Here is a 22,972-nt window from a genome sequence, read left to right as displayed (position 1 = left end):
GGTGCGTGCCGCCCCCGGCGCGGGACGGTGCTGTCCGGCCGGGAGCCCGGCAGCCCGGCCGGCGACCACCGCCCGGCCGGGCCGCGCGGCCTCCCCGCGCACCCCCTTTCCGGAAGGAGCACGCGATGTCGGACGAGCACGCACCGGTCCTGCTGCCGGGCGGAGGCTGGCGGCTCTGGGAGGAGTTCGCCCTGCGCGGCCCGGGCTTTCCCGCCGACGGCGTGCTGCGCCTGGCCCCGCCCGGACTGGCCGAGGCCGCCGACAAGTTCGGCCCCGGCACCGATCTGTCCGGACCCGAGTGGCAGGCCTTCGCCGAGGAGGTGTCGGCGGCCGCCGTGGACACCGCCCGCCACCTCCAGGAGGTCGCCGCCCGGCCCCGCTTCCAGGCGGCCCTCGCCTGGCAGAACCCGGCCGTGCTGCGCACCGGCATCGCCCCGTTCCTGCGCTGGACGCCGGGCGTGGACAAGCGCAGCAGCATGCCCCGCCAGCGGGAGGAACTGGTCGCCCACTACTGGCAGCGGTTCTGCGTGAAGAACGACACCATCGGCTTCTTCGGCCCCGTCGGCTGGGGCCGCTGGGACCCGGCCGCGCCGCACGCCGTCGCCGTGGACGCCGGCCGGGGCTTCCTCGCGGCGCAGGAGGTCTACTTCTCCGGCTGGGCCGTCGACGCCCTGGCCAAGGTGCTCGCCGAGGACGAGGAGCTGATGCGGTGGATCCCGCCGCGCCGGATGTCCTTCGTGCGCTGCGAGGACGGCGCGGTACGGGTCCCGGGGCGGCCCGCCCAGCCCGTCGGCGAGCTCCAGCAGGCCGTGCTCCGGCACTGCGACGGCACCCGGCACGTGGCCGCCCTCGCCGCCGAACTGGGCCTGGACGCCGACGAGGCCGACGGCACCGTGCGCGAGCTGGTCCGCCGGCGCTGGGTGTCCTGGCGCCTGGAGGTGCCCGCCGCCACCCACCCCGACCTGGCCCTGCGCCGCATCCTCGAACGCGTCCCCGACGGGGCCGCCCGCGACCGGGCACTCGCCAAGCTCGCCGTGCTGGAGCGCGGCCGGGACGCCGTACGCGCCGCCGGCACCGACGCCACCGCGCTGACCGCCGCGATCGGCGCCCTGGAGGCCGACTTCGCCGCCCTCACCGACAGCGAGGCCCAGCGCGCCAAGGGCGCGCGCACCGCCCCCTGCCGCGGGCTGGTGTACTCCGACGCCCGGCGGTCCGCCACCGCCACCGCCGGACCCGCCCTGCTGGAGCACCTGGAACCCCTCCAGCTGTGCCTGACGGCCGCCCGCTGGATGACGAACCGCTTCGCCGACGCCGTCCGCGCCCGCCTGCGCACCGTCCACGCCCGCCTGGGCGCCGACGGCACCCCGGTGGACCTCGCCACCCTGTGGATGCACACCCTGCCCTCCCCGCACCCCGACGCCGGCGACCTGATCGACGCCGTCCAGGCCGAACTGCGCGCCAAGTGGGCCCGGATCCTCGACCTCCCGGCCGGCGCCCGCCGCGTCCGCCTGACCGCGGCCGACCTGGCCGACCGGGTGCGCCACGAGTTCGACGAGCCCGGCGACGGCTGGTCCCTCGCCCGCTACGTCAGCCCCGACGTCCTGGTCGTCGCCGAGGACGCGGACGCCCTCGCCCGCGGCGACGTCGACCTCGTCCTCGGCGAGATGCACTGCGCGCTGAACACCATGGGCGCCTCCCTCTTCGTCCACCAGCACCCCGATCGCGACCGGCTCGTCGCCGAGACCACCCGCGACTTCCCCGCCCCCCGCCTGCTGCCCACGCTGCCCAAGGAACTGCCGCTGAAGTGGTCCACCCGCAGCCGGCCCTCCCTGGACCGGCCCGAGGACACCTGCGTGACCCTGGTCGACCAGACCGGCGACCCCTACCGCCCGCACGTGGTGCCGAGCGCGGACGTCCGCGTCGAGGACCGGGACGGCCGCCTGACGGCCGTCCTGCCCGACGGCACCGTCCACGACGTCCTCGACGCCTACGCCAACACGCTCACCCAGCGCGTCATGGACCGCTTCACCCTCCGGCCCGAGGGCGAGCACACCCCGCGCATCACCATCGACCGGATGACCGTCGCCCGCGAGACCTGGCACCTGCCCGTCCGCGACGCCGACTTCGCCGACGAGAAGAGCGAGGCCGCCCGGTTCGTCCGTGCCCGGCACTGGCAGCGCCGCCACGACCTGCCCCGCTTCGTGTTCGTCGTCTCCCCGACCGAACCCCGCCCGTTCTACGTCGACTTCGACAGCCCCGTGTACATCACCATCCTCGCCAAGGCGGCCCGCCGGCTCGCCCGCGAGGACCCCGGGGCCCGTCTGAAGGTCAGCGAGATGCTGCCCACCCCCGAACAGGCCTGGCTCACCGACGCCGACGGGCACCGCTACACCTCCGAACTCCGCTTCGTGGCCGTCGACCTGACCGTCACCGGCACCGGGGAGGCGTGATGCGCACCGTCGCCGACGACCTCGCCGCACACGCCGCCCGCCACCCGGAGCGCGTCGCGCTGGACACCCCCGCCGGTCGGATCACCTACGGCCGTCTCGCCGCCCGCACCGACGAGCTGACCCGGCTGCTGCGCGCCCACGGCGCCCGGCCGGAGACGGTGTGCGCCGTCGCCGTCGAGCACGGCGCCGACGCGGTGGCCGCGACGGCCGCGGTCATCCGCTGCGGAGCCGCCTTCCTCACCCTGGACGTGACCCAGCCCCGCGACCGCCTCGCGGCCTTCCTCCGCAGCGCGGGCGCCCGCCTGCTCCTGACCACCTCCGCACACGCCCGCGCCCTGGACACCGGCCTGCCCGCGATCCTCCTGGACCGGCCCGCCGCCACCGCGCCGGACGGTCCCGCGACACCGCCCCCACGGGTCGACCCGCAGGCCCTGGCCTACGTCAGCCACACCTCCGGCAGCACCGGCGAACCCAGTCCCGTCCTCGTCGAGCACCACGCCCTCGACGCCTACCTGCGCGACACCGCCCGCGCCTTCGGCCTCGGTCCGGACACCGTGGCCCTGCAGACGGCACCGCTCGGCTACGACGCCTCCCTGCGGGACACCTTCGCCCCGCTGCTGGCCGGGGCCCGCCTGGTGATCGTGGAACGCTCCCGGCTGCTGCGGCCCGCCGACTTCGCCCGCACCGTACGCGAACACCGGGTGACCGCGCTGCTCAGCACCACCCCGTCCTTCCTGGCCCACCTGGCCGGACAACCGGACCCGGCCGGCCCGCTGGCCGGCGTCGCCCTGGTCGCCTCCAGCGGGGAGTCCCTGCGCCCCTTCCTCACCGCCGGCGGCCGGCGGGTGGTCCCGGGCACGCTCGTCAACCAGTACGGCCCGACCGAGTGCACCATGACCACCACCCGCCACGTCGTCCCCGCCGAGCCCGACACGGCCGCCGACGTGGTCGGCGTGCCCCGCCCGGGCACGGTCGTCCGGGTGCTGGACGCCGACCTCGTCCCCGTCCCCGACGGCACCGTGGGCGAGGTGTACATCGGCGGCGCCGGCGTCGCCCGGGGCTACGGCGGGGACCCGGCCCGCACCGCCGCGTGCTTCCTGCCCGATCCCTGCGGCCCGCCCGGCGCCCGCCTCTACCGCACCGGCGACCTCGGCCGGTGGGGCCCGCAGGGCCTGACCTACGCCGGCCGCACCGACCGGCAGGTCAAGATCCGCGGCTACCGGGTGGACCCCGCCGAGATCGAGGGCGCGCTGCTGGCCCACCCGCGCGTCAGCGGCGCCGCGGTGACCGCGCACACCGACGACCGGGGACGCGTCTACCTGGCCGCCCACGTCACCGGCGACCTGACCGCCACCACGGACGCGGAACTCCGCGCCCACCTGGCCCGCTCGCTGCCGCCGCACCTGATGCCCCGCGGTTTCCGGCGCCACGACACGCTGCCCACCACCCGCGGCGGCAAGACGGACCGGCGCAGGCTGGTCGCCGGGAGCGCCCCGTGACCGCCACCGGCCTGCGGCCGACCACGGCCGGCACCCTGCCGGGCCCCGCCGACGTCGCCGCGGCCGCCGTCCGCATCGCCCCGTACGTCCGCCGCACGCCCCTGCTGCGCGGCCCGGTGCGGACGGCGCACGGCCCGGAACTGCTGCTGAAGGCCGAACACCTCCAGCACGGCGGCTCGTTCAAGACGCGCGGAGCCGCCAACGCCGTCCTGGCGCTGGACGCCGAGCGGGTCGTCACCGGCTCGTCCGGCAACCACGGCATCGCCCTCGCCCGGCTCGCCCGCTCCCTCGGCATCCGCCTGACCGTCGTCCTCGCGGCGGGCGCGGACCCCGCCAAGGCCGCCGCCGTCCGCGCGCTCGGCGCCGAGACCGTCCGGGTGGGCGGGGGAGTGGCCGAGCGGGAGGAACGGGCCCGCGCGCTCGCGCGGGAGACCGGCGCCACCCTCGTGCCCTCCTCGGACCACCCCCTGGTGGTCGCCGGGCAGGGCACGGTCGGCGCCGAACTCCTCGCCGACGCCCCGGGCACCGAGACGGTGTACGTCCCGACCGGCGGCGGCGGACTCCTCGCCGGCGTCTGCCTCGCCGCCGCGGACCACCCGGTCCGGATCGTCGGCGTCGAACCGGCCCGGACACCCCGCTACGCCCGCTCCCTGGCCGCCGGACACCCGGTCGAGCTGCCGCCCTGCACCACCGTCGCCGACGGCCTGCGCGGCCAGCGGCCGGGGCGCGTCCCCTACCCGATCATCCGTGACCGCGTCGACGACCTGATCGCCGTCGGCGACGCCGAGATCCTCGCCGCCGCCGCCCTGCTGCACCGCCTCGGCGTCGACGCCGAACCCAGCGGAGCCGTCGCCCTGGCCGGAGCCCTGCGCGCCGGCCGCCGCGAACGGGCCGTGGCCGTCGTCTCCGGCGGCAACACCCCCGCCCGCCTGCACGTCCCGCACCGCACCGGCACCGCCGCACCCGCACGGACGCCCGTGGCGACCACCACCATCGAGGAGCGCACACCATGACCGAGAACGCCGCCATCGCCACCCGCACCGCCGACCTGCTCGTCGACATCTTCCGCGACGTGCTCGGCCTGCCCGACCTGACCGAGGACACCGACTTCTACGAGGCGGGCGGCGACTCGCTCACCGCCTTCCAGATCACCGGACGCCTCGAGGAGATCCTCGGCGCGGAGGTGCCGGTCTCCCTGGTCTTCGCCTACCCCACGCCGCGGGACCTGGCCGAGGTCGTCGACGCCGACCACGGCCGCGCCTGATCCCCGCGGCCACCGCCCGGCACCCACCCCCGCGCGCCCCACGGCCCCGGCCCCCGGTGCGGCCCGCACCGGGACCGGGAGCCGGGAGGCCGGGGCGCACCGGCCCCGGTGTCCCGCCCTCCCCGCCGCACCCCCTGCCCGCACCGCGTCCGCCAAGGAGAGCCCCGCCATGACCGAAGACCCCGTACCGTCCCTCGGCCGCTGGCGGCTGTGGGAGCAGTTCGCCCTGCGCGGCCCGGGCTTCCCCGCCGACGGCGTGCTGCGCCTGGCCCCGCCCGGACTGGCCGAGGCCGCCGACAAGTTCGACGCGGACGCCCCCCTCGACGGCGCCGACTGGGCGGACTTCGCCCGCCTCTTCGCCGACGCCGCCGTGGAGACCGCGCACACCCTCCAGGACATCGCCCGCGCGCCGTCCTTCCGGGAGGCGGTGGCCTGGCAGAACCGTCCGGTGCTCACCTCCGGCATCGCCCCGTTCCTGCGCTGGAGGCCGGGCGTGGACAAGCGCAGCAGCATGCCCCGCCAGCGGGAGGAACTGGTCGCCCACTACTGGCAGCGGTTCTGCGTGAAGAACGACACCATCGGCTTCTTCGGCCCCGTCGGCTGGGGCCGCTGGGACCCGGCCGCGCCGCACGCCGTCACCGTCGACACCGGCTCCGGGCTGATCGCCGAGTCCACCGTCTACTGGGCGAGCTGGGGCATCGACGCGCTGGCCAGGACACTGGACGCCGATCCCGGCCTGCGGGAGTGGGTCGCCCCCCGCCGGGTGCCCTTCGTCACGGTGGACGGCGACCGGGTCCGCGTGCCCGGCAGGCGTCCGGTGACGGTCGGTGCCGGGGCCGCGGCCGTCCTCGCCCTCTGCGACGGCGTCCGCCCGGCGCGGGCGATCGCCGCCGCGCTCCCGGACCACGACGTGCCCGCCGTTCTCGCCGACCTGGTCGCCCGCCGCTGGGTGGTGTGGCGCCTGGACGTGCCCGCGGGCACCCACCCCGACCGGGACCTGCGGGCCTGGCTGGAGACCGTCGGCGCGCCGGAACCGCGCCGGCGGGGGCTCGCCGCGCTGGACCGGCTGGAGGAGGGCCGCGCGGCGGTGGCGGCCGCCCGCGACGTGGACGCGCTGGTCGGCGCGCTGACCGACCTGGAGCGGGAGTTCACCGAGCTGACCGACACCGCCGCCGTACGGGAGAAGTCCGTATCGACCGCGCCGTGCCGGGCGCTGGTGTACTCCGACTCCCGCCGCTCCGCGACGGCCCGCCTCGGTCCCGAGGCGCTGGAGGCGCTGCGCCCGCTGCGACTGCTGATGGACAGCGCCGGCTGGCTCACCTCGCGGCTCGCCGCCGCCGTCCGGACCGGGACGCGCGCGGTGTACGAACGCCTCGCCGCCGAGGGGCCGGTCGACCTGGCCTCCTTCTGGTTCGCCTGCCTGCCGGTGCTGCACGGGACCGCGCGGGCCACCGCCGACGAGCTCCAGGAGGAGTTCGCCGCCACCTGGCGGCGGATCCTCGCGGCCCCCGCGGACGCCCGCCGCGTGGCCGTCCGTTCCGCGGACATCGAGGCGGCGGTGCGGGAGGCCTTCACCGGCTCCGGCGGCTGGACGGCGGCCCGCTACCTGAGTCCGGACGTCATGGTCGCCGCCGACGGCCCCGAGGCGGTGGCCCGTGGCGACTTCACCCTCGTCCTCGGGGAACTCCACCTGGCCGCCAACACGCTGGGCGCCTCCCTCTTCACCCACCAGCACCCGGACGCCGGCGAACTGGTCCGGCTCACCGACCGGGACCACCCCGGACCGCGCCTGCTGCCGCTGATCCCCAAGGAGCACCGCGCCCGCCTGTCCGCCCGGGTCCGGCAGACGTTGCTGCGGCCCCGGGACTACCAGGTCGCCCTGACCGACTTCACCGCGGACCCCGCCCGCCCCCGGGCCGTGCACAGCGCCGACGCCGTCGTCGAGGAGCACGACGGCGACCTCGTCGTCCGGCTTCCGGACGGGGCGCGGTTCCCGGTGGCGGACGTCTTCTCGCACGTCCTGACCACCCTGTCGATGGACCTCTTCCGGCTCCTGCCCCAGGAGGGCCACACGCCGCGCGTCACCGTCGACCGGCTGGTGGTGGCCCGGGAGACCTGGCGACTGCCCGCGTCGGAAGCCGGGTTCGCCGACGACAAGGACGAGGCCCGCCGTTTCGTCCGCGCCCGGCGCTGGCGCGCCCGACTCGGCCTGCCCCGCTACGTCTTCGTCGTCTCCCCGGCCGAACCCCGGCCGTTCTACGTCGACTTCGACAGCCCCGTGTACGTCACGATCCTCGCCAAGACGCTGCGCCGGCTGGCCCGCAGGGACCCGCGGGGCACGGTCACCATCACGGAGATGCTGCCCACGCCGGAGCAGACCTGGCTCCGCGACGACGAGGGACGCCGGTACACCTCGGAACTGCGCTTCGTGGCCTTCGACACGGAGGCGGGGCCGACGGGGCACCGGTGAACCCCGACGACGTCGCCCGCGCCCGAGGCGGCAGCCCGTGCGCGGGCGACCCGCACGCCCGTCCGTGGAGGCGGGGGCCGACGTCGGGGAAGGGACCGTCAGCGTGCCTTGCGCAGCTCGAGGACGTAGGCCGCGGTGAGCGCGACGGCGCGGTCCTCGTCGTGCGACAGGTCGGCGAGGGCGCGTGACGCCGCGTCCCCCGGGACGTCGGCGAGCGCCTGGGTCAGTCGTCGGCGTGCGAACGCCCCGGTGGTGCCGTGGGTGAGGCGGTCGACGAGCCCGGCGGCGATCCGGTCCGCCCGGGCGGGATCACTCGCCAGCGTGCTCAGCGCGTCGGCCGCGTCGACGTCGTTCACCTCCTCGACGATCATGTCGATGAGGGTCGGGACCGCCTCGGCCACTCCGCGTGCCCCCAGCACCAGGGCCGCACGCCGGCGGACCACGAGGTCGGAGTCGGTGAGGGCGTCCCGCAGCAGTGCGGTCGCCCCGTCGTCCGGGAACTCGGCGACGGCCCGGACGGCACGCGCGCGCACCTCGGCCACCGGTGAGCCGAGGCCCTCCGCCAGCAGTGCCCATCCGCCGCCGTCCGACTGCGCCAGTGCCCACCGGAGGGCTCCGGCGACGTTCGGGTCCGTCTCGCTCAGGACCGCCTCGACCAGCGCTTCCACGGGCACCGGCCCTTCCACCACCGAGGACAGGGCCGCGCGCTGGCGCCGGCCGGCGTTCTCCGACCCCAGGGCCTGCAGGAGCGCAACGGTCTGGAGGACGTCCTTCCAGTCGGCGGGTTCCGCGGCGCCGATCCGGCGGAGCCGCGTGAGCAGCTCCGTCTCCCGCGCGATGCGCTCTCGGGTCCGGCGGACGAGGTCGTCGACCAGCTCCGAGGGCGCGAAGCCGGGGTCGTCCAGCGCGCGCCCGACGTCCCGCAGCGACAGCCCCAGCGCCCGCAGGCTCTCGACGTGGAAGATGCGCCGGACGTCCTCCTCGGAGTACTCCCGGTAGCCGGCCCCGGAACGCCCCGTCGGCCGCACCAGGCCGAGCGAGTCGTAGTGCCTGAGCATGCGGGCGCTGACCCCGGACCGTCGTGCCACCTCACCGATCAACACGGTCTCTCACTCCTCCTGGCCGTTCGTGCCGAGGGCCACGATGCGCTTCGCCTCCTCGATCGCGAACCCGAACGCGGCGTCCGGGTCCCGCAGCAGCCGTTGCGTGGCGATCGCGTGCTCCCGTACACGGGGGTCGGGATCCGCCGTCGCGCCCCGCAGGACCGGCACGGCCACCTCGCCGAGCGCGACCAGCGCCCGGCTGAGGCTCAACCGCGTCTCACGCCCGCCGCGCCCGAGCTGTGTCGCCAGCACCCCGGCCAGCCCGGGCTCCTCCCCCTCGGGCACCAGGGCGACCGCCGCCCGCCAGGCGCTCCGCGCCACCTCGTCGTCGGCATCGGTCAGAAGCGCCCGGGTGACCGCCGGCCACGCCCGCCGGTCCCCGATCTTGGACAGCGTGTGCAACGCCTGGCTCCGCGCCTGCGCACGCTCCGAACGGAGTTCGTCGACGAGTCGGGGGACCGTCGTCGACGACGGGTGGCGGGTCAGGGCCCAGGTGAGCGTCTCGCGCACGGAGAAATCGGGCTCGATCGCGCAGCGTTCGACGAGTTCGTCGACGAACCGGGGGTCCGGGGTCGTGCCGATCCTCATCGCCGTCCGCAGCCGCACCGACGGACTGCTGCTCTCCAGCCCCCGCGGAGCCCGCGGCGTGTTCGTGTCCTCTTCCGGCAGGGTCATCGGGACCACCTCCTCGGCCGCAGTGAAGACCTTGTCACGGTGTCAAGGTCAAGCGGACCCCGCCACGAGGCGGCCGGACGCCCTGTCGCGGGCGGTCCCGGGCCGGTCCGCGGGGCGGCCCCTCCCGGACGCGCGGGCGCGGACGGCCGGTCGGGCCCGCGGGTTGTACGGAAAGGGGCGCATTGACCGCGCATCTGCGAGCCGGTTGCATGGAGGCGAGCCCCGGCCGCGGGGCGGGGAAGACGTGTCGACCGGGGGGAAGCATGCGTCTTGGGTGGAGAGCGGCCGCCGTCGCCGCCGTGGCGACGGCGTGCGCGGCCGTGCAGACGACGCCCGCGGGGGCGTTGGAACTGAAGCCGGGCACGGAATACGCGAACGTCACGTCCGACGACGTGCTGGGGAACGAGCAGAGCCGGCACGCCGCGATCAGCGCCGACGGGCGCTACGTGGCCTTCTGGTCACGCGCCTCGAATCTGGCGCCGGGCGACACCGACGACGTCCACGACGTCTACGTGAAGGACCTGCGGACCGGGCGGGTGCACTGGGCCAGCGACCTGACCGACGGCATGGACAAGGGGGCGCCGTACACCGCCCCGTCCCTCAGCGCCGACGGCACGCGGGTGGCCTTCCCGACGCTGGACGGGACCCGGGCCCATGTGTACGACGTGCGCACGGGCCGCACCGAACCGGTCAGCGACGGCGTCCATGCCCGGTTCAGCAACGCGAACGCGCCGCTCATCAGCGGGAACGGAAGGTACGTCACCTTCACGGCCCGACCGACGGAGGACGCGGCGGAGCGCTCCCTCATCCGTCTGCGCGACCTTCGGCGGGGCACCGGCGAGTGGCTCGACGACCCCCTGGCCGGCGAGGAGCAACGGGTCGCGAGACCGTCTTTGAGCCATGACGGCCGGCACGTCGCCTACCTGGCGTCGGACCCCGGGGCGGACGCCCCCGAGGACCGCGAGGCGCACGTCTACGCACTCGACCGCCGCACGGACGAGCGGGTACGGGTCGACCCCGAGTGCGTGGACGACCCGGCCGAACGCGGCGTCGACGACCCGGTGATGAGCCCGGACGGCCGCCACGTCGTCTTCCGCCTCACGTGCCGCACCCTGCGGCCCAGGGGCACCAACGACACCGGTGACGTCTTCCTCAAGGACCTGCGGAGCGGAACGCTGCGCCACATCCTGGGTCCCAAGCCGCAGTTCGCCACGCACACCGGCCGCCTGAGCGCGGACGGCCGGCACATCGCCTTCGTGGCGGCCGAGGAGCGGGAGCCCCGCGGCCCGCTCCAGGTGATCTACCTGCTGGACCTGCGCACCGGCCGCACGGACATGGTCACCGCCCGGCCCGACGGCACCGCCAACCAGAGGCCGGCGTCCGGTCCGACCCTCGACGCGCACGGCCGCGCGGTGGCGTACGACGCGGTGCCGCGGGACCTGCTGGGGGAGTCGTCCACCGCCGGTGACCGGCAGGTCTTCGTCACACGCCCGCGCTGACGGCCCCCCGCGCCCGCCGCGGTCCCGAACCGAGGGGGAGGGGCCCGGGCCCGTGAGGGCCGGGCCGACGCGCTGCCCGGGGCGATCGTCACCCCGGTGGAGCACCACGGGGACCGGTGAGGCGTCGGCCGGGGAAGCCGGGGCGCACCCGGCGCGGCGTCACACCGCCGCCCAGCCGTCGTCCACCGGCAGGATCGCGCCGTTGATGTTGCTCGCCGCGTCCGAGGCGAGGAACAGGATGGCCGCGGCCTGTTCCTCGGGCCGGGCCAGGCGGCCGAGGTTGACGAAGTGGGGGCCGAGGGCCGCGGGGCCGTGGGCGGCCGGGTCGGCGTTCACGGCGATGCCGGTGGCGGCGCCCCCCGGGGCGATGGCGTTCGCCGAGGCCGGGGGCGCCCTCGTCGAACCGTCCCGCGAGGCCGAGGACGCCTGGATCGCCGCCTTGGCGGAAGGCGCGCCCGACCACGAGCGGTTCCACGCCGAGTGCACTCCCGGCTACTACAACCGCGAAGGGCGCGGCCGCCCGGGCGGCCCGACCGCCTACCCGCACGGCGCCGTCGCCTTCCACGAACTCCTGCGCCGCTGGCGGGAGGAGTCCATGGACGAGGTGCTCTCCTAGCGGGGCCGGCACGTCCCGCCGGGCGCGCGCCGCCCGGCGGGCACCCCGCCGCGCCGTCGGCCCGCCCGGCGGACACCCGGTGCGCGGGCGGGCCGATCGGCACCCCGTCCGTGCCCGTCGGCCGTCCGGTCGGTGTGTGAGTGACGGAAGAACGGTTAAACGGCTGGAATGAGCAGCTATCCCGAAAGGATCACGCCGAGCGACAGCGGGTTCCCCCCGGCGGTCCCCCCGCGCGACCCGTCCGCCCGCACGGTGCCGGGTGCGGCCGTGACCCCGATGCAGCCCAGGCGGGACGGCGAGGGCAGCCTGGCGCACGTGGTCGAGACCCTGCTGGACAAAGGCCTCGTGCTGAACGCCGACATCATGGTCTCGGTGGCCGGGGTGGAACTGCTCGGCATCCGGCTGCGCGCGGCGCTGGCCTCGTTCGAGACGGCTGCCCGTTACGGGCTGGAGTTCCCCTCCGGCACGGACACGGAGACCGCCGCGTGGCGTGAGACCCGGGAGGAGAAGGAGACCTGCCCGGCGTGCGGCAAGCGCGCTCCCGTCGAGCAACTGCTGAACCAGTGGTGTCCCTGGTGCGGGTGGCGCAGCGCCCAGGCCCTTTCCCGGGACGGCGCCGAGCACGCCCCCGCGGCCGTGACCGCGGGCCAGGACGGCACCGCCGCCGTCGAGGGGGACGGGGCCGACGGGGCGTCCGCACCGTCCCCGGCCGAGCGGGAGGCGCAGCGGCGTGACGGCTGACCGGTCCCCGATGCGGCCCACGCGGGACCCCCGGGTGACCCTGGACGACCTGGTGGAGGTCCTGCTGAACAAGGGCGCGGTCCTGCACCTGGACCTCATCGTCGCCGTGGCCGACATCCCGCTGATCGGAGTCTCGATCCGGGCGGCCGTCGCCGGGATGGAGACGATGCTGGAGTACGGAATGATGCGCCACTGGGACGACGCCACCCGCGCCTGGGCCGAGCGGTCCGCCGCCCGCCGCGCCCTCGACCTCAGGGAGGGGGAGGGCGTCGTCCACCGGACGAGCGGCGGCCATCTGCTGACGGAGGGCGTCTACACCGGCTGGCGGCCCGGCACCGTCTACCTCACCGACCAGCGTCTCGTCGTCCTGCGCGAGGAACCGCGGGAGATCCTGTGGCAGACCGAACTCGCCGCCGTGCGCGCCGTGCGCCTGGAGCCGGAGCGGACGGTCGGCGGCGAGGAGCGCCTGCGCCTGAAGGTGACGGTGGCCGACGGCGGGCAGGAGGTGCTCTCGGCCCGGGAACCGGAGACGCTGCACGACCTGCTCACCCGGGCCCGCGCCGGCCGCCTCGCGCCCGCCCTTGCGCCCGGGGCCGCCGCCGAGGAGGAGCCACCGCTCGCCGAGGGGCACCTGTGGTACCGGGAACCGCGCCGGTCGGGCCCGTTGTGGCGCGGCGGGCAGGCCCGGCTGACCGCCGACCGGCTGACCTGGAAGTCCCCGGTGGACTCCCGGCCGGCGCTCGTGCTGCCCACGGCGCACATCGCCGGGGCGCGGCGCCTGCCCGGGCACGGACCCGCCGGGGAGGGCAGCGTCCTCGCGCTGCGCACCACCGCGGGGGACGAGGTGCGGCTGGCCGCCGACGATCCGGCTGCCTGGGTGGAGCGGTTGGGCCCGGCCCGTCCCGTGGCGGCGACCGGATGAGCGGGCGGACGAGGAACCGAGCACAGCAGCAGGAGGGTGGGGAACCGACATGCCGTTGACCGTCGACGAGAACAGCCTCAAACACGGAGTGCTGTCCCTGGTGGTCACCCTGGTGGAGGTCATCCAGGAGGCGCTGGACCGCCAGGCGCTGCGCCGCATGAACGGCGGCGACCTGACCCCGGAGGAGGCCGAGCGCCTGGCGGACGCCCTGCTGGAACTGGACGAGGCGCTGGAGCAGATCAAGGAGGACCACGGCATCGTCTCCTCGGTCGCCGATCTGCACCGCGGTCTGGACGAGGTGGTCGACGACGTCGTGGACAAGCTGATCAACCCGCGGCGCTGGGCGGAGGAGGCGGGCGAATGACCGAGCACACCGCGTTGTACGTGTACGCGCTGGTCCCGGACCGGCAGGGCGCCGCCGACGGCGTCACCGGACTCGACGGCCGCCCGCTGCGGCTGGTCGGCGTCCCCGGCACCACCGTCGCCGCGCTGGTGCACGACGCCACGCCGGCCCCCTTCCAGGGCGACGACGAGCAGGTGCGCCGCTGGGTGGCGGAGCAGAACCGGGCGGTCACCGCCGTCTGGGAACGGACCGGCAGCATCCTGCCGATGACCTTCAACGTCCTGGTCGCCGACGACGCCGCGTCCGGCCGGAGCGCCGAACGACGTCTGGCGGACTGGATCACCGAGCAGGAAGCGGACATCACCGGACAGCTCGAGGAACTGGCCGGACGGTGCGAACTGCGGGTGGAGATCACCGTGGACCGCACGGCCGCCGCGGCCGGCGACCCGGAGGAGGGCGCGCGGGAGGCCGGGCTCGACGGCCGGTCCCCCGGCATGCGGAGGCTGCTGGCCAAGCAGCGGGAGCAGCAGGCCCGGAACGAGGCCGGACGACTCGCCGACTCGCTGCACGCCGAGATCCGGCAGCGCCTGCTGTCCGTCGCCGAGGACTTCCGCGACCGTGGGCCCGCGCACCGTACCGCCGACGAGACGGGCGTCCTGTCCGCCGCCCTGCTCGTCCGGCACGAGGACATCGACGCCGTCGGCACCGTGCTGAGCGAGGTGCGGGCCCGTCAGCCCGCCGTCCGCATCCGCTTCCTGGGCCCCTGGCCCCCGTACACCTTCACCGACGCCCGACACCGCGCCTACGCGCAGGAAGCGGCCTCCTGACGGCGGCGCGGGTCACAGGGCCCGCACCGGGTGCCGCACGACCGCGTCGAACAGGTAGCCCTGGGTGTTGTGGACCGTGGTGTCCGGCTGGGTACGACCGGTGGAGTCCGTCGCCCTGGCCAGCAGGGTGTACGGGCCCGGCGCCGGCGGCCGCCAGCGGGTGGACCAGCGGACCCAGCCGTGGCGGCGGGGCGCGTCGTGCAGCCCGGCCGTGCGCCAGGTGCCGCCGCCGTCGGTGCTGACCTCGACCCGGACCACACCGCCCGTCCCGGACCAGGACCGGCCGGTCAGGTGGTGCACGGTGCCCGCCCGCAGGCCGGCGTCCCGGTCGAGCTCCCAGGCGCTCTTGAGCGTCTGACGGGTCAGCGGGGCGCCGCCCTCCGCCGGGTGGGAGTCGCCGAACAGGCGGTAGAAGTCGGTGTTCCAGGGCGAGTACAACGGTCGCGCGGACACCTGGATGTCGCCGACCCACTTGATGGACGCGATGCCGATCCAGGACGGCACGAGCACGCGCACCGGGTGCCCGTGGTCGTGCGGCAGCGGTTCGCCGTTCATCTCGTAGGCGAGCAGGACGTCGTCCAGCGCCTTGGACAGGGGCAGCGGCCGGCGGACCCGGCCGAGGTCGATGCCGTCAGCGGTGACGTAGTCGGCGTCGAGACCGCGGGGCATGACGTCCACGGCACGGTGGCCGAGGCCGGCGCGGCGGAGCACGTCGGCGAGGCGGACGCCGCGCCAGCGGGCGGCGCCGATCGCGCCGAGCGTCCAGGCGGTGCCGCTGGCGCTTCGGCCCTGCTGGGTGGCGAAGAGGCTGCGGCCGTTGCCGGCGCACTCGACGAACGCGCTGCGGGTGACGGAGGGGAGCCGCTTGAGGTCGTCCAGGGTGAACTCGACGGGGCGGCCGTGCGCGAGACCGTCGCCCCAGACGGTGAGCGACCAGTCGTCGGCGGCGAGCACGGGGGTCGCCGTGTGGTTGCGGACGAAGAAGCGGTCGTTGGGCGTGTGGTAGCCGGTTCCGGCGAGGGAGGCGAACCGGGTCTCGGCGTTGGTGCCGCGGACGGTGAACCACGCGTCGGGCAGCGGTTTGACGATGCCGGGCGCGTCCGCCGCGCCCCGGATGCCCGTCGCCGCGGCGGCGGGAGCGCCGAGCGACACGGGAACGGCACCGGCGAGACCGGCCGCCGCGAGGAGCCGGAACATGTCGCGCCGGGAGACCCCGTCGGCGAGGGCCTCACCGGCCAGCCACTGGCGCAGGCGGCGGCGGTCGTGGACGGATTCGGGGGAACGCACGGTCGTCCTGCCTTTCACGGGAGGTCTCACCGGGGCGCATCCCGCCACGGGACGCCGGGGTGCCCCGGAGGCGGGCGGACGGGCCGGCCTCCGGGGCACCGCGGTTCAGGACCGGCCGATCACAGGATCACCGACGGGCCGCGGAACCGGACGTCACGGCACGAGCTTCAGCAGCCGGTTCGGCGAACCCGAGCCGGGGTTGGTCACCTTGCCGGTGGTCGCACCGCTCACCAGGGCCGAGGCGACCTGGGCCGGGGTGGCGGAGGTGTGGCCGGCCAGGTAGACCGCTGCCGCTCCGGCGACGTGCGGGGCCGCCATCGAGGTGCCGGAGATGGTGTTGGTCGCGGTGTCACCGGTGTGCCAGCCGGCCGTGATCGAGGAGCCGGGGGCGAAGATGTCCAGCACCGAGCCGTAGTTGGAGTAGCTCGCCCTGGCGTCCGTGCTGGTCGTGGCGCCCACGGTGAGGGCCTCGGTCACCCGGGCGGGGGAGAAGGAGGAGGCGTTGGCGTTGCTGTTGCCCGCGGCGACCGCGTAGGTGACGCCGCTCGCGATGGAGTTGCGCACGGCGGTGTCCAGGGTGGTGGACACGCCGCCGCCGAGCGACATGTTGGCGACCGAGGGGCCGGAGTGGTTCTTGGTCACCCAGTCGACGCCGGCGATGACCCCGGCGGTGGTCCCGGAACCGTTGTTGTCCAGCACCCGCACGGCGACGATCTTCGCCTTCTTGGCCACCCCGTAGGTGGATCCGGCGATGGTGGTGGCCACGTGGGTGCCGTGGCCGTTGCCGTCGGAGGCGATGGTGTCGCCGTCCACGGCGTCGTAACCGTAGCTGGCGCGGCCGCTGATCTGCTGGTGCGTGATGCGGACGCCGGTGTCGATGACATAGGCCGTGACACCGCTGCCCGCGCTGTCCGGGTAGGTGTAGGTGCGGGACAGCGGGAGCGAGGTCTGGTCGATGCGGTCCAGGCCCCACGGCGCGTTGGACTGCGTGGCGGTGATGCTCACCCGCTGGTTCTGCTCGACGGAGGCGACCGCCGGGTCGGCGGCCAGGCGCTTGGCCTCGGTGGCGGAGAGGGCGGCGGTGTAGCCGTTCAGCGCGCTGCCGAACGTCTTCTTCACGTTGCCGCCGTACCGTTCGACCAGGTCCTTGCCCGCGGCCGAGGACGCCTTGAACCCGGCGCCCTTCTTCAGCGTCACGATGTAGCTGTCCTTGACCGCGGTGGGGGAGCCGGCGGCGAGCACCGTGCCCTCGGCGGGTGCGGCCTGGGCGGGGACCGAGGTGAGCCCGCAGGCCAGGGCGGCCGTCGCGACACCGGCGATCGCGGCGAACCGCATTCTCTTGCTACGCAGTTGTGCCATTACGAGGGAATCCTCCTCTAGGCGGCGCGCCTGGGTGGGGCACGCGTCTGTGGGGGTGGGCGCGCGTGATCGCGCACCCCGGCCTGGAGCGTTGCGTTCCGTCCCGGGCCGCGAGCAAGCCTCACCCATAAATCATGTACAGGACAAGAGGGTTGACCCGCCGTCAACAATTCCGTCATGTACGTGACACAAAAAAGAGCGTGTGAAAGCCGGCGCGCGGGGGAACCGCGCGCGTTCTCGGGAGAGAGCCGCTTCATCCCTGCCGCGGCACGTCCGGGGAGCCCCCCGCCCTCCCTGCCGCGGATCCGCCGCCGGCGTGCGCGCGGCCCGTGCGCGGGCGGCGGCGCCGGCGTCCGGCGGGGTCACCACGCCGGACGCCGGGGCGGCCCGGGCGCGGCCGTGGCGGTGGGCGGCCGTGCCGCCGAGGCGGCGGCGGTGCGGGAACCCCCGTGGCGCGGAGTCGTGAGAACCCGCTCGCCCACGGGGGAGGGGGGAGCCGAGGGGCGTCCGCGGGCGCGTCATCCCGAGGGGCGGCTCCGGCCCCCTCGCCTGTTACCCGCCGGTAAGGAATGATGGTGGACGACCATGCACACGGCCGGGGCTGGGGTAGCGGTGACGACTTTCGAGGAACGGACCACGGTGCACGCCTTCCGGGACGACGCCCTGGGCGAACACGACGCCGTCGGTCTCGCCGAGGCGATCCGACGGGGGGAGGTCGGTGCCGCCGAGGCCGCCCGGGCCGCGGCCGAGCGGGTACGGGCGGTCGAGGCGCGGCTCAACGCGGTCCAGGTGCACATCGACGCCCCGGTGCACGCCACGGGGGCGGCCGGCGCCTTCGCCGGGGTGCCGACCTTCGTCAAGGACAACACCGACTACCTGGGCCTGCCCACCGGCCACGGCAGCACGGCCTTCACCCCGAGGGCCGCGCGGCGGCACGCGCCGTTCGCCCGGCAGTTCCTGAGCAGCGGCGTCACGGTGCTGGGCAAGACCCGGCTGCCCGAATTCGGGTTCAGCCCGACCACGGAGTACGAGGGCGCCGAGCCCGTCCGCAACCCGTGGAACACGAGCCGCTCGGCGGGCGGTTCGTCGGGCGGCAGCGCGGCGCTCGTCGCTGCCGGGGCGGTGCCGATCGCGCACGCCAACGACGGCGGCGGCTCGATCCGCATCCCCGCCGCCTGCTGCGGACTCGTCGGCCTCAAGCCGACCCGCGGCCGGGTCCTGGCGAACGCCCTGAGCCACCGGCTGCCCCTCGACATCGTCTCCGACGGCGTCGTGAGCCGTTCCGTGCGGGACACCGCCGCGTTCCTCGCGGCCGCCGAGAGGTACTGGCGCAACCCGAAGCTGCCGCCCCTGGGCCTGGTCGAGGGCCCCTCGGAGCGGCGCTTGCGCATCGGGTTCCTGCTGGACTCCCCGAACGGTGTCCGCTGCGACCCCGCGACCCGGGCGGCCGTCACGGAGACGGCGGCGACGCTCGAACGCCTCGGCCACACCGTGGAGCCGGTGGAGCCGGCCCTCGACCCCCGCTTCACCGAGGACTTCCTCACCTACTGGGGACTGCTGTCGTTCCTCATCGGTGCCACGGGCCGGACCCTCGGCGCGGATTTCGACCGGCACCGCATGGACGGCCTCAGCCGGGGGCTGCGCGAGGCCTACCTGGAGAACTGGCGGCGCACCCCGGGCGTGCTGCGGAGGCTGAAGCGCACGAGGGAGGCGTACGCGGCGGCGTTCCGCGGGCTCGATCTCCTCCTTTCCCCCGTGCTCGCCCACACCACACCGCCGATCGGCCGCCTCAGCCCGGCCGTTCCCTACCCGGCGCTGATCGAGCGGATCCTCGCCTACGTCGCGTTCACACCGCTCGACAACGTCGTCGGCACACCGTCGCTCTCGGTGCCGGCCGTGAGCACGACGGAGGACGGGATGCCCATCGGCGTCATGTTCTCCGGCCGCCCCGGCAGCGAACGGACGCTCCTGGAGGTGGCGTTCGCCCTGGAGGCGGACCGCCCCTTCCGGCGCGTCCAGGACGCGTGACACCGCGGCCGTCCTCCGCGCCTTCCGGCCGTGCGCCCCGAGGCGTGGCCGCCGCGCCGGCCCGCGCCGGGGACACGGCGGGCCCGAGCGGCCCCCGCACGTGCGCCGGCGGCGAACGGCCGGCCGCGACCGGTGGGGAGGTCAGTGCCCGGGATCCCGGTCCCGGGGGACCACCACGACGGGACAGGCCGCGTGCTGGGCGCAGCGCTGGCTGACCGACCCCAGGATCGCTCGGGTGAAGCCGCCCCGCCCCCGGCGGCCGAGGACGAGGAGCGCGGCCCCCTCCGAGGCCCGGATCAGCACCTCCGACGGGTCGCCCTCGACCAGGTGCTCCTTCAGTCCGGCGGGAGGCCCGTCCGGGAAGACCGTCCGCAGTTCCTGCGCGAACCGCTCCTCGGCCTGCTGCAGGTCGAACGCGGGGTCGATCGCCGGTCCGCTCCAGCCCCGGGAGGACGGCGTGTCCCAGACGTGGACCGCCTCGACGACACCGCCGACGACCCGTGTGTAGCGTTCCGCCCACCGCAGGGCGGCGTACGACGAGGGGGATCCGTCCACCCCCACGACCACCCGGGGTACTTCGGAGGATTGCATGGCCACCTCGCTCAGCAGTCGTTCTCCGCGCCCTTCCACGCTGCCGGGACCCGCGCCGCCGCGCCAGCGGAGGCGCTCAGGAGGGTGCGGGGACGGCCGGCCCGGTGCGACGACGCCGAGGAGCGGACGGTGGCCCCGGCGCGCCGGACCCGGTGACGGGTCCTTCCGGCCGGCCCGCCGGCCACCGGGGCCCGAGCGGACCCGTTATTAATTTTGCACGACGTGCATCTTTGCATAGCATGCACGTCGTGTCGGAGAAGGGTGCCGCGGGGGGCGGTCTGCGGGAGCGGAAGAAGCGGGCGACGCGTGCCGCGCTCGCCGAGGCCGCGGTGCGGCTGGCCGCCGAGCACGGTGCGGAGAAGGTCACCGCCGAGGCGATCAGCGCGGCGGCCGGGGTGTCCGTACGGACCTTCTTCAACTACTTCGACACGCGCGACGACGCCTTCGTCGTGATCGACGCGGACGCGGGCGCACGGATGCGACAGGCGGTGCTCGACGCGCCGGCCGCGCTCTCCCCGCTGGAGGCCCTGCGCGACGCCATGGCGGCGGAACTCGCCGAGGCGGAGCAGCAGCACGAGCTGTGGCAGTTGCACGCCCGGGTGCTGCACGCCTCGCCGCACCTGCTGGTGCGCAGCCTCGGCGCGCACCTGGCGGACGAGACCGAACTGGCCGAGGTCATCGCCGCGCGCATCCGCTCCGGCGGCCGGCCGGCGTCCGTGCCCGCCCCCGGAGCCGGTTCCGACGAGGAACGGCGCAGGGCGCTCGACCTGTACCCGCGGCTGCTGGCCGCGGTGGCGGGCACCGCGGTGCGGATCAGCGTGGAGCACTGGTGCGCCCGGCAGGAGGAAGCGGCCTTCCCCGACGTCTTCCGGGAGGTGTTCGCCCTCCTCGCCGCCGGCCTTCCGGCTCCTCCCGCCTGAGTCACCGCGTCGGCCGCCCGGCTTCCGGCCGCGGCCACCGTCCCAGCCGTCCGGTCCGCGCCCACGAGCGCGCCGCCCTGTGCCGCCGTGCGGCCCGTGCGGACCGTCCGACCATCACCGAAAGAGATCCCGTGACCCCACCCCCGGCGCCCGACGACGCGCCTCCCACCTCCATGACCCACCGGCAGATACTCCAGGCCATGTCCGGCCTGATGGCCGGCATGTTCGTCGCGATCCTGGCCGGCACCGTCGTGTCCAACGCGCTGCCCACGATCATCGCCGACCTGGGCGCCAGCCAGTCCTCCTACACCTGGGTCGTCACCTCCGAACTGCTGGCCATGACCGCGACGGTGCCCCTGTGGGGGAAGCTGTCCGACCTCTTCAACAAGAAGCTGCTGCTCCAGCTCTCGCTGGGCATGTTCGTGGTCGGCTCGCTGCTGGCGGGCTTCTCCGAAGGCATCGGCCTGCTGATCTTCAGCCGGGTCGTGCAGGGCATCGGCGCGGGCGGTCTGACCGCCCTCGCGCAGGTCGTGATGGCCTCCATCATCCCGCCCCGCCAACTGGGCAAGTACGCCGGCATCTTCGGTGCCGTCTTCGCCGTGGGCACCGTGGCCGGACCGCTGATCGGCGGTGTGCTGGTCGACACCTCCTGGCTGGGCTGGCGCTGGTGCTTCTTCATCGGCGTGCCGTTCGCCCTGCTCGCCATCGTGCTGCTGCAGCGCACGCTGCGGCTGCCCACCGCGCGGCGCGAGGTGCGGATCGACTGGCTCGGCGCCTTCCTGATCGTCGCCGGTGTCTGCGCGCTGCTCATCTGGGTGTCGCTGGCCGGCAACGAGTTCGACTGGATCTCCTGGCAGACCGCCGCCCTCGCGGGCGGTGGCGTGGTGCTGCTGCTCGCCGCGGTCCTCGTGGAGGCCCGCACCCCCGAGCCGGTCATCCCGCTCGACATCTTCCGCAACCGCACGGTGACGCTGACCACCGTCGCCAGCCTCCTGGTCGGTGTCGCCATGTTCGGCGGGACCGTCTTCCTCTCGCAGTACTTCCAGATCTCCCTGGGCAAGTCGCCGACCGTCGCCGGTCTGATGAGCCTGCCCATGATCATGGGCCTGCTGGTGTCGTCGACCGTCGCCGGACAGGTGATCAGCCGGACCGGCAAGTGGAAGCGGTACCTGGTGGCGGGCGCGGTCACCATGACCGTCGGTCTCGGGCTGCTCTCCACGATCGACGCCGACACCCCCTTCGCCCTCCTCAGCCTCTACATGGCGGTGCTCGGCGTCGGCGTCGGCATGCTGATGCAGAACCTGGTGCTCGCCGCCCAGAACGACGTGCCCGCCGCCGAACTGGGCGCCGCGACCTCCGTGCTGTCCTTCTTCCGCAGCATGGGCGGCACCATCGGCACCAGCGTCCTCGGCGCGATCCTCGCCAACCGGGTCGCCAGCGAGATGACCAAGGGCTTCCGGGAGGCGGGCATCACCGTGCCGGCCGGTGAGGGCTCGGGCGGGAGCAGCGTCCCGGACGTGTCCACGCTGCCCGCCCCGGTGCGGGCCGTCGTCGAGCACGCCTACGGCGTCGCCACGGCCGACCTGTTCCTCGTCGCCACGCCGTTCGCGCTGCTCGCGCTGGTCGCCGTGGTGTTCCTGAAGGAGAAGCCGCTGAAGACCACCAGCGGCATGGAGCGCCTCGCCGAGGAGGCCGGCGCCCCGGACGCCGCGCCGGCGGGCAAGGACCCGGCGGCGCCGGTCGGCTGAGCCGGGACCCGGCGGACCGGGCACGCGCGGCCGGACGGGGCCGCCCGCCACGCGGCGGGCGGCCCCGTCCGGCCGTTCCGCGCACCGCCCCGGCCGCGTGTCACCAGGGGTGAACCGGCCGGGCGTCCGCCCGTCCCGCGGATCACCCCTTTGCCGCCGGAGCCGCCGCGCGGACCTGTGGCGTCACCAGCCGGGCGGCTTGGCGGTGCCCAGCGCGCGGGTGACGGTGATCTCGATGACCACCCGGTTCGGGTTGACGCGCGGCTGCCGGTAGCGCTCGGCGTAGCGGCGCTCGGCCTCGGCCACGGACTCGGCGTCGTCCCTGACGACGGCGGGGCCCTCCAGGGTGCACCAGCGCCGGCCGTCGACCTGGCTGACGGCGACCACGGTCCCCGGGGCGGACCGGCGCACGTTGCGGACCTTCTTGCTCCGGGCGTCGCTGATGACGCGGGCGACACGGGTCTCGGGGTCGTAGGTGACCCCGACGGGCACGAGGTGCGGACTGCCGTCCTCCGGGCGCCGGGTGGCGAGGAAGCACACCCGGCGTTCCCGCCAGAAGGCGGCGTCGGTCTCCGTTTCGGCCTCGGCTCCGGCCGGCGGTGGGGTGTCGGGGTGCAACGCTTCTCCTCT

The 22,972-nt window shown here is 75.4% G+C and carries 19 protein-coding genes and 2 pseudogenes; 14 read left to right on the top strand and 7 right to left on the bottom strand.

Annotated elements, in window-relative coordinates; all coding sequences use genetic code 11:
- The first annotated feature begins 125 nt into the window (after positions 1-125).
- The 5 genes from CP969_RS06345 (at position 126) to CP969_RS06325 (ending at position 7,683) form a co-directional block, all read left to right on the top strand.
- Complete coding sequence (locus tag CP969_RS06345; RefSeq protein ID WP_150474900.1) at positions 126-2,450, top strand: lantibiotic dehydratase; 2,325 nt, start codon at positions 126-128, stop codon at positions 2,448-2,450.
- Positions 2,450-3,949: an amino acid adenylation domain-containing protein gene (locus tag CP969_RS06340; RefSeq protein ID WP_016827438.1), complete on the top strand. Its 1,500-nt coding sequence runs from the start codon at positions 2,450-2,452 to the stop codon at positions 3,947-3,949. Before CP969_RS06345 ends, CP969_RS06340 begins: the two co-directional genes overlap by 1 nt.
- A complete protein-coding gene (locus tag CP969_RS06335; RefSeq protein WP_016827439.1) occupies positions 3,946-4,962 on the top strand; it encodes a threonine ammonia-lyase in 1,017 nt (338 codons plus the stop codon). Before CP969_RS06340 ends, CP969_RS06335 begins: the two co-directional genes overlap by 4 nt.
- On the top strand, positions 4,959-5,213 hold the full coding sequence (locus tag CP969_RS06330; protein ID WP_004991569.1) for an acyl carrier protein: 255 nt from the start codon (positions 4,959-4,961) through the stop codon (positions 5,211-5,213). The genes CP969_RS06335 and CP969_RS06330 overlap by 4 nt, the downstream gene beginning before the upstream one ends.
- A gap of 169 nt (positions 5,214-5,382) precedes the next feature.
- Positions 5,383-7,683, top strand: coding sequence for a lantibiotic dehydratase (locus tag CP969_RS06325; protein WP_016827440.1), 2,301 nt, complete (start codon positions 5,383-5,385; stop codon positions 7,681-7,683).
- 98 nt (positions 7,684-7,781) lie between these two features.
- Here the strand turns inward: CP969_RS06325 and CP969_RS06320 are convergent, their stop codons facing one another.
- Positions 7,782-8,786, bottom strand: coding sequence for a MerR family transcriptional regulator (locus tag CP969_RS06320; RefSeq protein ID WP_016827441.1), 1,005 nt, complete (start codon positions 8,784-8,786; stop codon positions 7,782-7,784).
- 6 nt (positions 8,787-8,792) lie between these two features.
- Positions 8,793-9,461, bottom strand: a complete 669-nt coding sequence (locus tag CP969_RS06315; RefSeq protein ID WP_016827442.1) for a HEAT repeat domain-containing protein — start codon at positions 9,459-9,461, stop codon at positions 8,793-8,795.
- 263 nt (positions 9,462-9,724) lie between these two features.
- Between CP969_RS06315 and CP969_RS06310 the strand changes: the two genes are divergently transcribed.
- Positions 9,725-10,960 (top strand): TolB-like translocation protein, encoded by a 1,236-nt coding sequence (locus CP969_RS06310; protein ID WP_099156188.1) that lies wholly within the window; start codon positions 9,725-9,727, stop codon positions 10,958-10,960.
- 159 nt (positions 10,961-11,119) lie between these two features.
- On the opposite strand, the pseudogene CP969_RS06305 reads toward CP969_RS06310, so the two are convergent.
- Positions 11,120-11,407: pseudogene (locus tag CP969_RS06305) on the bottom strand (SDR family oxidoreductase); the annotation flags it as partial.
- Between CP969_RS06305 and CP969_RS06300 the strand changes: the two are divergent.
- The 5 genes and pseudogenes from CP969_RS06300 to CP969_RS06280 all read left to right on the top strand — a co-directional run.
- A pseudogene (locus CP969_RS06300) lies at positions 11,328-11,576 on the top strand (monooxygenase); the annotation flags it as partial. The pseudogenes CP969_RS06305 and CP969_RS06300 sit on opposite strands and share 80 nt — an antisense overlap.
- A gap of 168 nt (positions 11,577-11,744) precedes the next feature.
- A complete protein-coding gene (locus CP969_RS34430) occupies positions 11,745-12,317 on the top strand; it encodes a gas vesicle protein (protein ID WP_016827446.1) in 573 nt (190 codons plus the stop codon).
- Positions 12,307-13,239, top strand: coding sequence for a gas vesicle protein (locus tag CP969_RS33740; protein ID WP_208868514.1), 933 nt, complete (start codon positions 12,307-12,309; stop codon positions 13,237-13,239). The genes CP969_RS34430 and CP969_RS33740 overlap by 11 nt, the downstream gene beginning before the upstream one ends.
- A gap of 49 nt (positions 13,240-13,288) precedes the next feature.
- On the top strand, positions 13,289-13,603 hold the full coding sequence (locus CP969_RS06285) for a gas vesicle protein K (RefSeq protein ID WP_004991594.1): 315 nt from the start codon (positions 13,289-13,291) through the stop codon (positions 13,601-13,603).
- On the top strand, positions 13,600-14,409 hold the full coding sequence (locus CP969_RS06280; protein ID WP_016827448.1) for a GvpL/GvpF family gas vesicle protein: 810 nt from the start codon (positions 13,600-13,602) through the stop codon (positions 14,407-14,409). Before CP969_RS06285 ends, CP969_RS06280 begins: the two co-directional genes overlap by 4 nt.
- A gap of 12 nt (positions 14,410-14,421) precedes the next feature.
- Here the strand turns inward: CP969_RS06280 and CP969_RS06275 are convergent, their stop codons facing one another.
- Both CP969_RS06275 and CP969_RS06270 read right to left on the bottom strand, forming a co-directional pair.
- A complete protein-coding gene (locus CP969_RS06275; protein WP_016827449.1) occupies positions 14,422-15,696 on the bottom strand; it encodes a sulfite oxidase in 1,275 nt (424 codons plus the stop codon).
- 153 nt (positions 15,697-15,849) lie between these two features.
- A complete protein-coding gene (locus CP969_RS06270) occupies positions 15,850-17,055 on the bottom strand; it encodes a S8 family peptidase (RefSeq protein ID WP_026085378.1) in 1,206 nt (401 codons plus the stop codon).
- 612 nt (positions 17,056-17,667) lie between these two features.
- On the opposite strand from CP969_RS06270, the gene CP969_RS06265 reads away from it, so the two are divergent.
- A complete protein-coding gene (locus CP969_RS06265) occupies positions 17,668-19,083 on the top strand; it encodes an amidase (RefSeq protein ID WP_016827451.1) in 1,416 nt (471 codons plus the stop codon).
- Positions 19,084-19,224: 141 nt separating this feature from the next.
- On the opposite strand, the gene CP969_RS06260 is transcribed toward CP969_RS06265, so the two are convergent.
- Positions 19,225-19,674 carry a universal stress protein gene (locus CP969_RS06260; RefSeq protein WP_039831310.1) on the bottom strand — a complete coding sequence of 150 codons (450 nt, stop codon included), beginning with the start codon at positions 19,672-19,674 and terminating at the stop codon, positions 19,225-19,227.
- Between the two features lie 239 nt (positions 19,675-19,913).
- On the opposite strand from CP969_RS06260, the gene CP969_RS06255 reads away from it, so the two are divergent.
- A complete protein-coding gene (locus CP969_RS06255; RefSeq protein ID WP_004991615.1) occupies positions 19,914-20,594 on the top strand; it encodes a TetR/AcrR family transcriptional regulator in 681 nt (226 codons plus the stop codon).
- Between the two features lie 173 nt (positions 20,595-20,767).
- A complete protein-coding gene (locus CP969_RS06250; protein WP_016827453.1) occupies positions 20,768-22,342 on the top strand; it encodes an MDR family MFS transporter in 1,575 nt (524 codons plus the stop codon).
- Positions 22,343-22,525: 183 nt separating this feature from the next.
- On the opposite strand, the gene CP969_RS06245 is transcribed toward CP969_RS06250, so the two are convergent.
- Positions 22,526-22,960 (bottom strand): pyridoxamine 5'-phosphate oxidase family protein, encoded by a 435-nt coding sequence (locus CP969_RS06245; RefSeq protein ID WP_004991617.1) that lies wholly within the window; start codon positions 22,958-22,960, stop codon positions 22,526-22,528.
- Positions 22,961-22,972: the final 12 nt, after the last annotated feature.

It is taken from the genome of Streptomyces viridosporus T7A, from assembly GCF_008704515.1.
Classification (GTDB): Bacteria; Actinomycetota; Actinomycetes; order Streptomycetales; family Streptomycetaceae; genus Streptomyces; species Streptomyces viridosporus.
This window is presented reverse-complemented; position numbering and strand designations above follow the sequence as displayed.

Bases quoted from the DNA above. Each gene is read 5' to 3' on its own strand.
- CP969_RS06345 (WP_150474900.1), top strand. From the start codon at position 126: ATGTCGGACGAGCACGCACCGGTCCTGCTGCCGGGCGGAGGCTGGCGG.
- CP969_RS06340 (WP_016827438.1), top strand. From the start codon at position 2,450: ATGCGCACCGTCGCCGACGACCTCGCCGCACACGCCGCCCGCCACCCG.
- CP969_RS06330 (WP_004991569.1), top strand. From the start codon at position 4,959: ATGACCGAGAACGCCGCCATCGCCACCCGCACCGCCGACCTGCTCGTC.
- CP969_RS06325 (WP_016827440.1), top strand. From the start codon at position 5,383: ATGACCGAAGACCCCGTACCGTCCCTCGGCCGCTGGCGGCTGTGGGAG.
- CP969_RS06315 (WP_016827442.1), bottom strand. From the start codon at position 9,461: ATGACCCTGCCGGAAGAGGACACGAACACGCCGCGGGCTCCGCGGGGG.
- CP969_RS06310 (WP_099156188.1), top strand. From the start codon at position 9,725: ATGCGTCTTGGGTGGAGAGCGGCCGCCGTCGCCGCCGTGGCGACGGCG.
- CP969_RS34430 (WP_016827446.1), top strand. From the start codon at position 11,745: ATGAGCAGCTATCCCGAAAGGATCACGCCGAGCGACAGCGGGTTCCCC.
- CP969_RS06285 (WP_004991594.1), top strand. From the start codon at position 13,289: ATGCCGTTGACCGTCGACGAGAACAGCCTCAAACACGGAGTGCTGTCC.
- CP969_RS06280 (WP_016827448.1), top strand. From the start codon at position 13,600: ATGACCGAGCACACCGCGTTGTACGTGTACGCGCTGGTCCCGGACCGG.
- CP969_RS06270 (WP_026085378.1), bottom strand. From the start codon at position 17,055: ATGGCACAACTGCGTAGCAAGAGAATGCGGTTCGCCGCGATCGCCGGT.
- CP969_RS06260 (WP_039831310.1), bottom strand. From the start codon at position 19,674: ATGCAATCCTCCGAAGTACCCCGGGTGGTCGTGGGGGTGGACGGATCC.
- CP969_RS06255 (WP_004991615.1), top strand. From the start codon at position 19,914: ATGCACGTCGTGTCGGAGAAGGGTGCCGCGGGGGGCGGTCTGCGGGAG.
- CP969_RS06250 (WP_016827453.1), top strand. From the start codon at position 20,768: ATGACCCACCGGCAGATACTCCAGGCCATGTCCGGCCTGATGGCCGGC.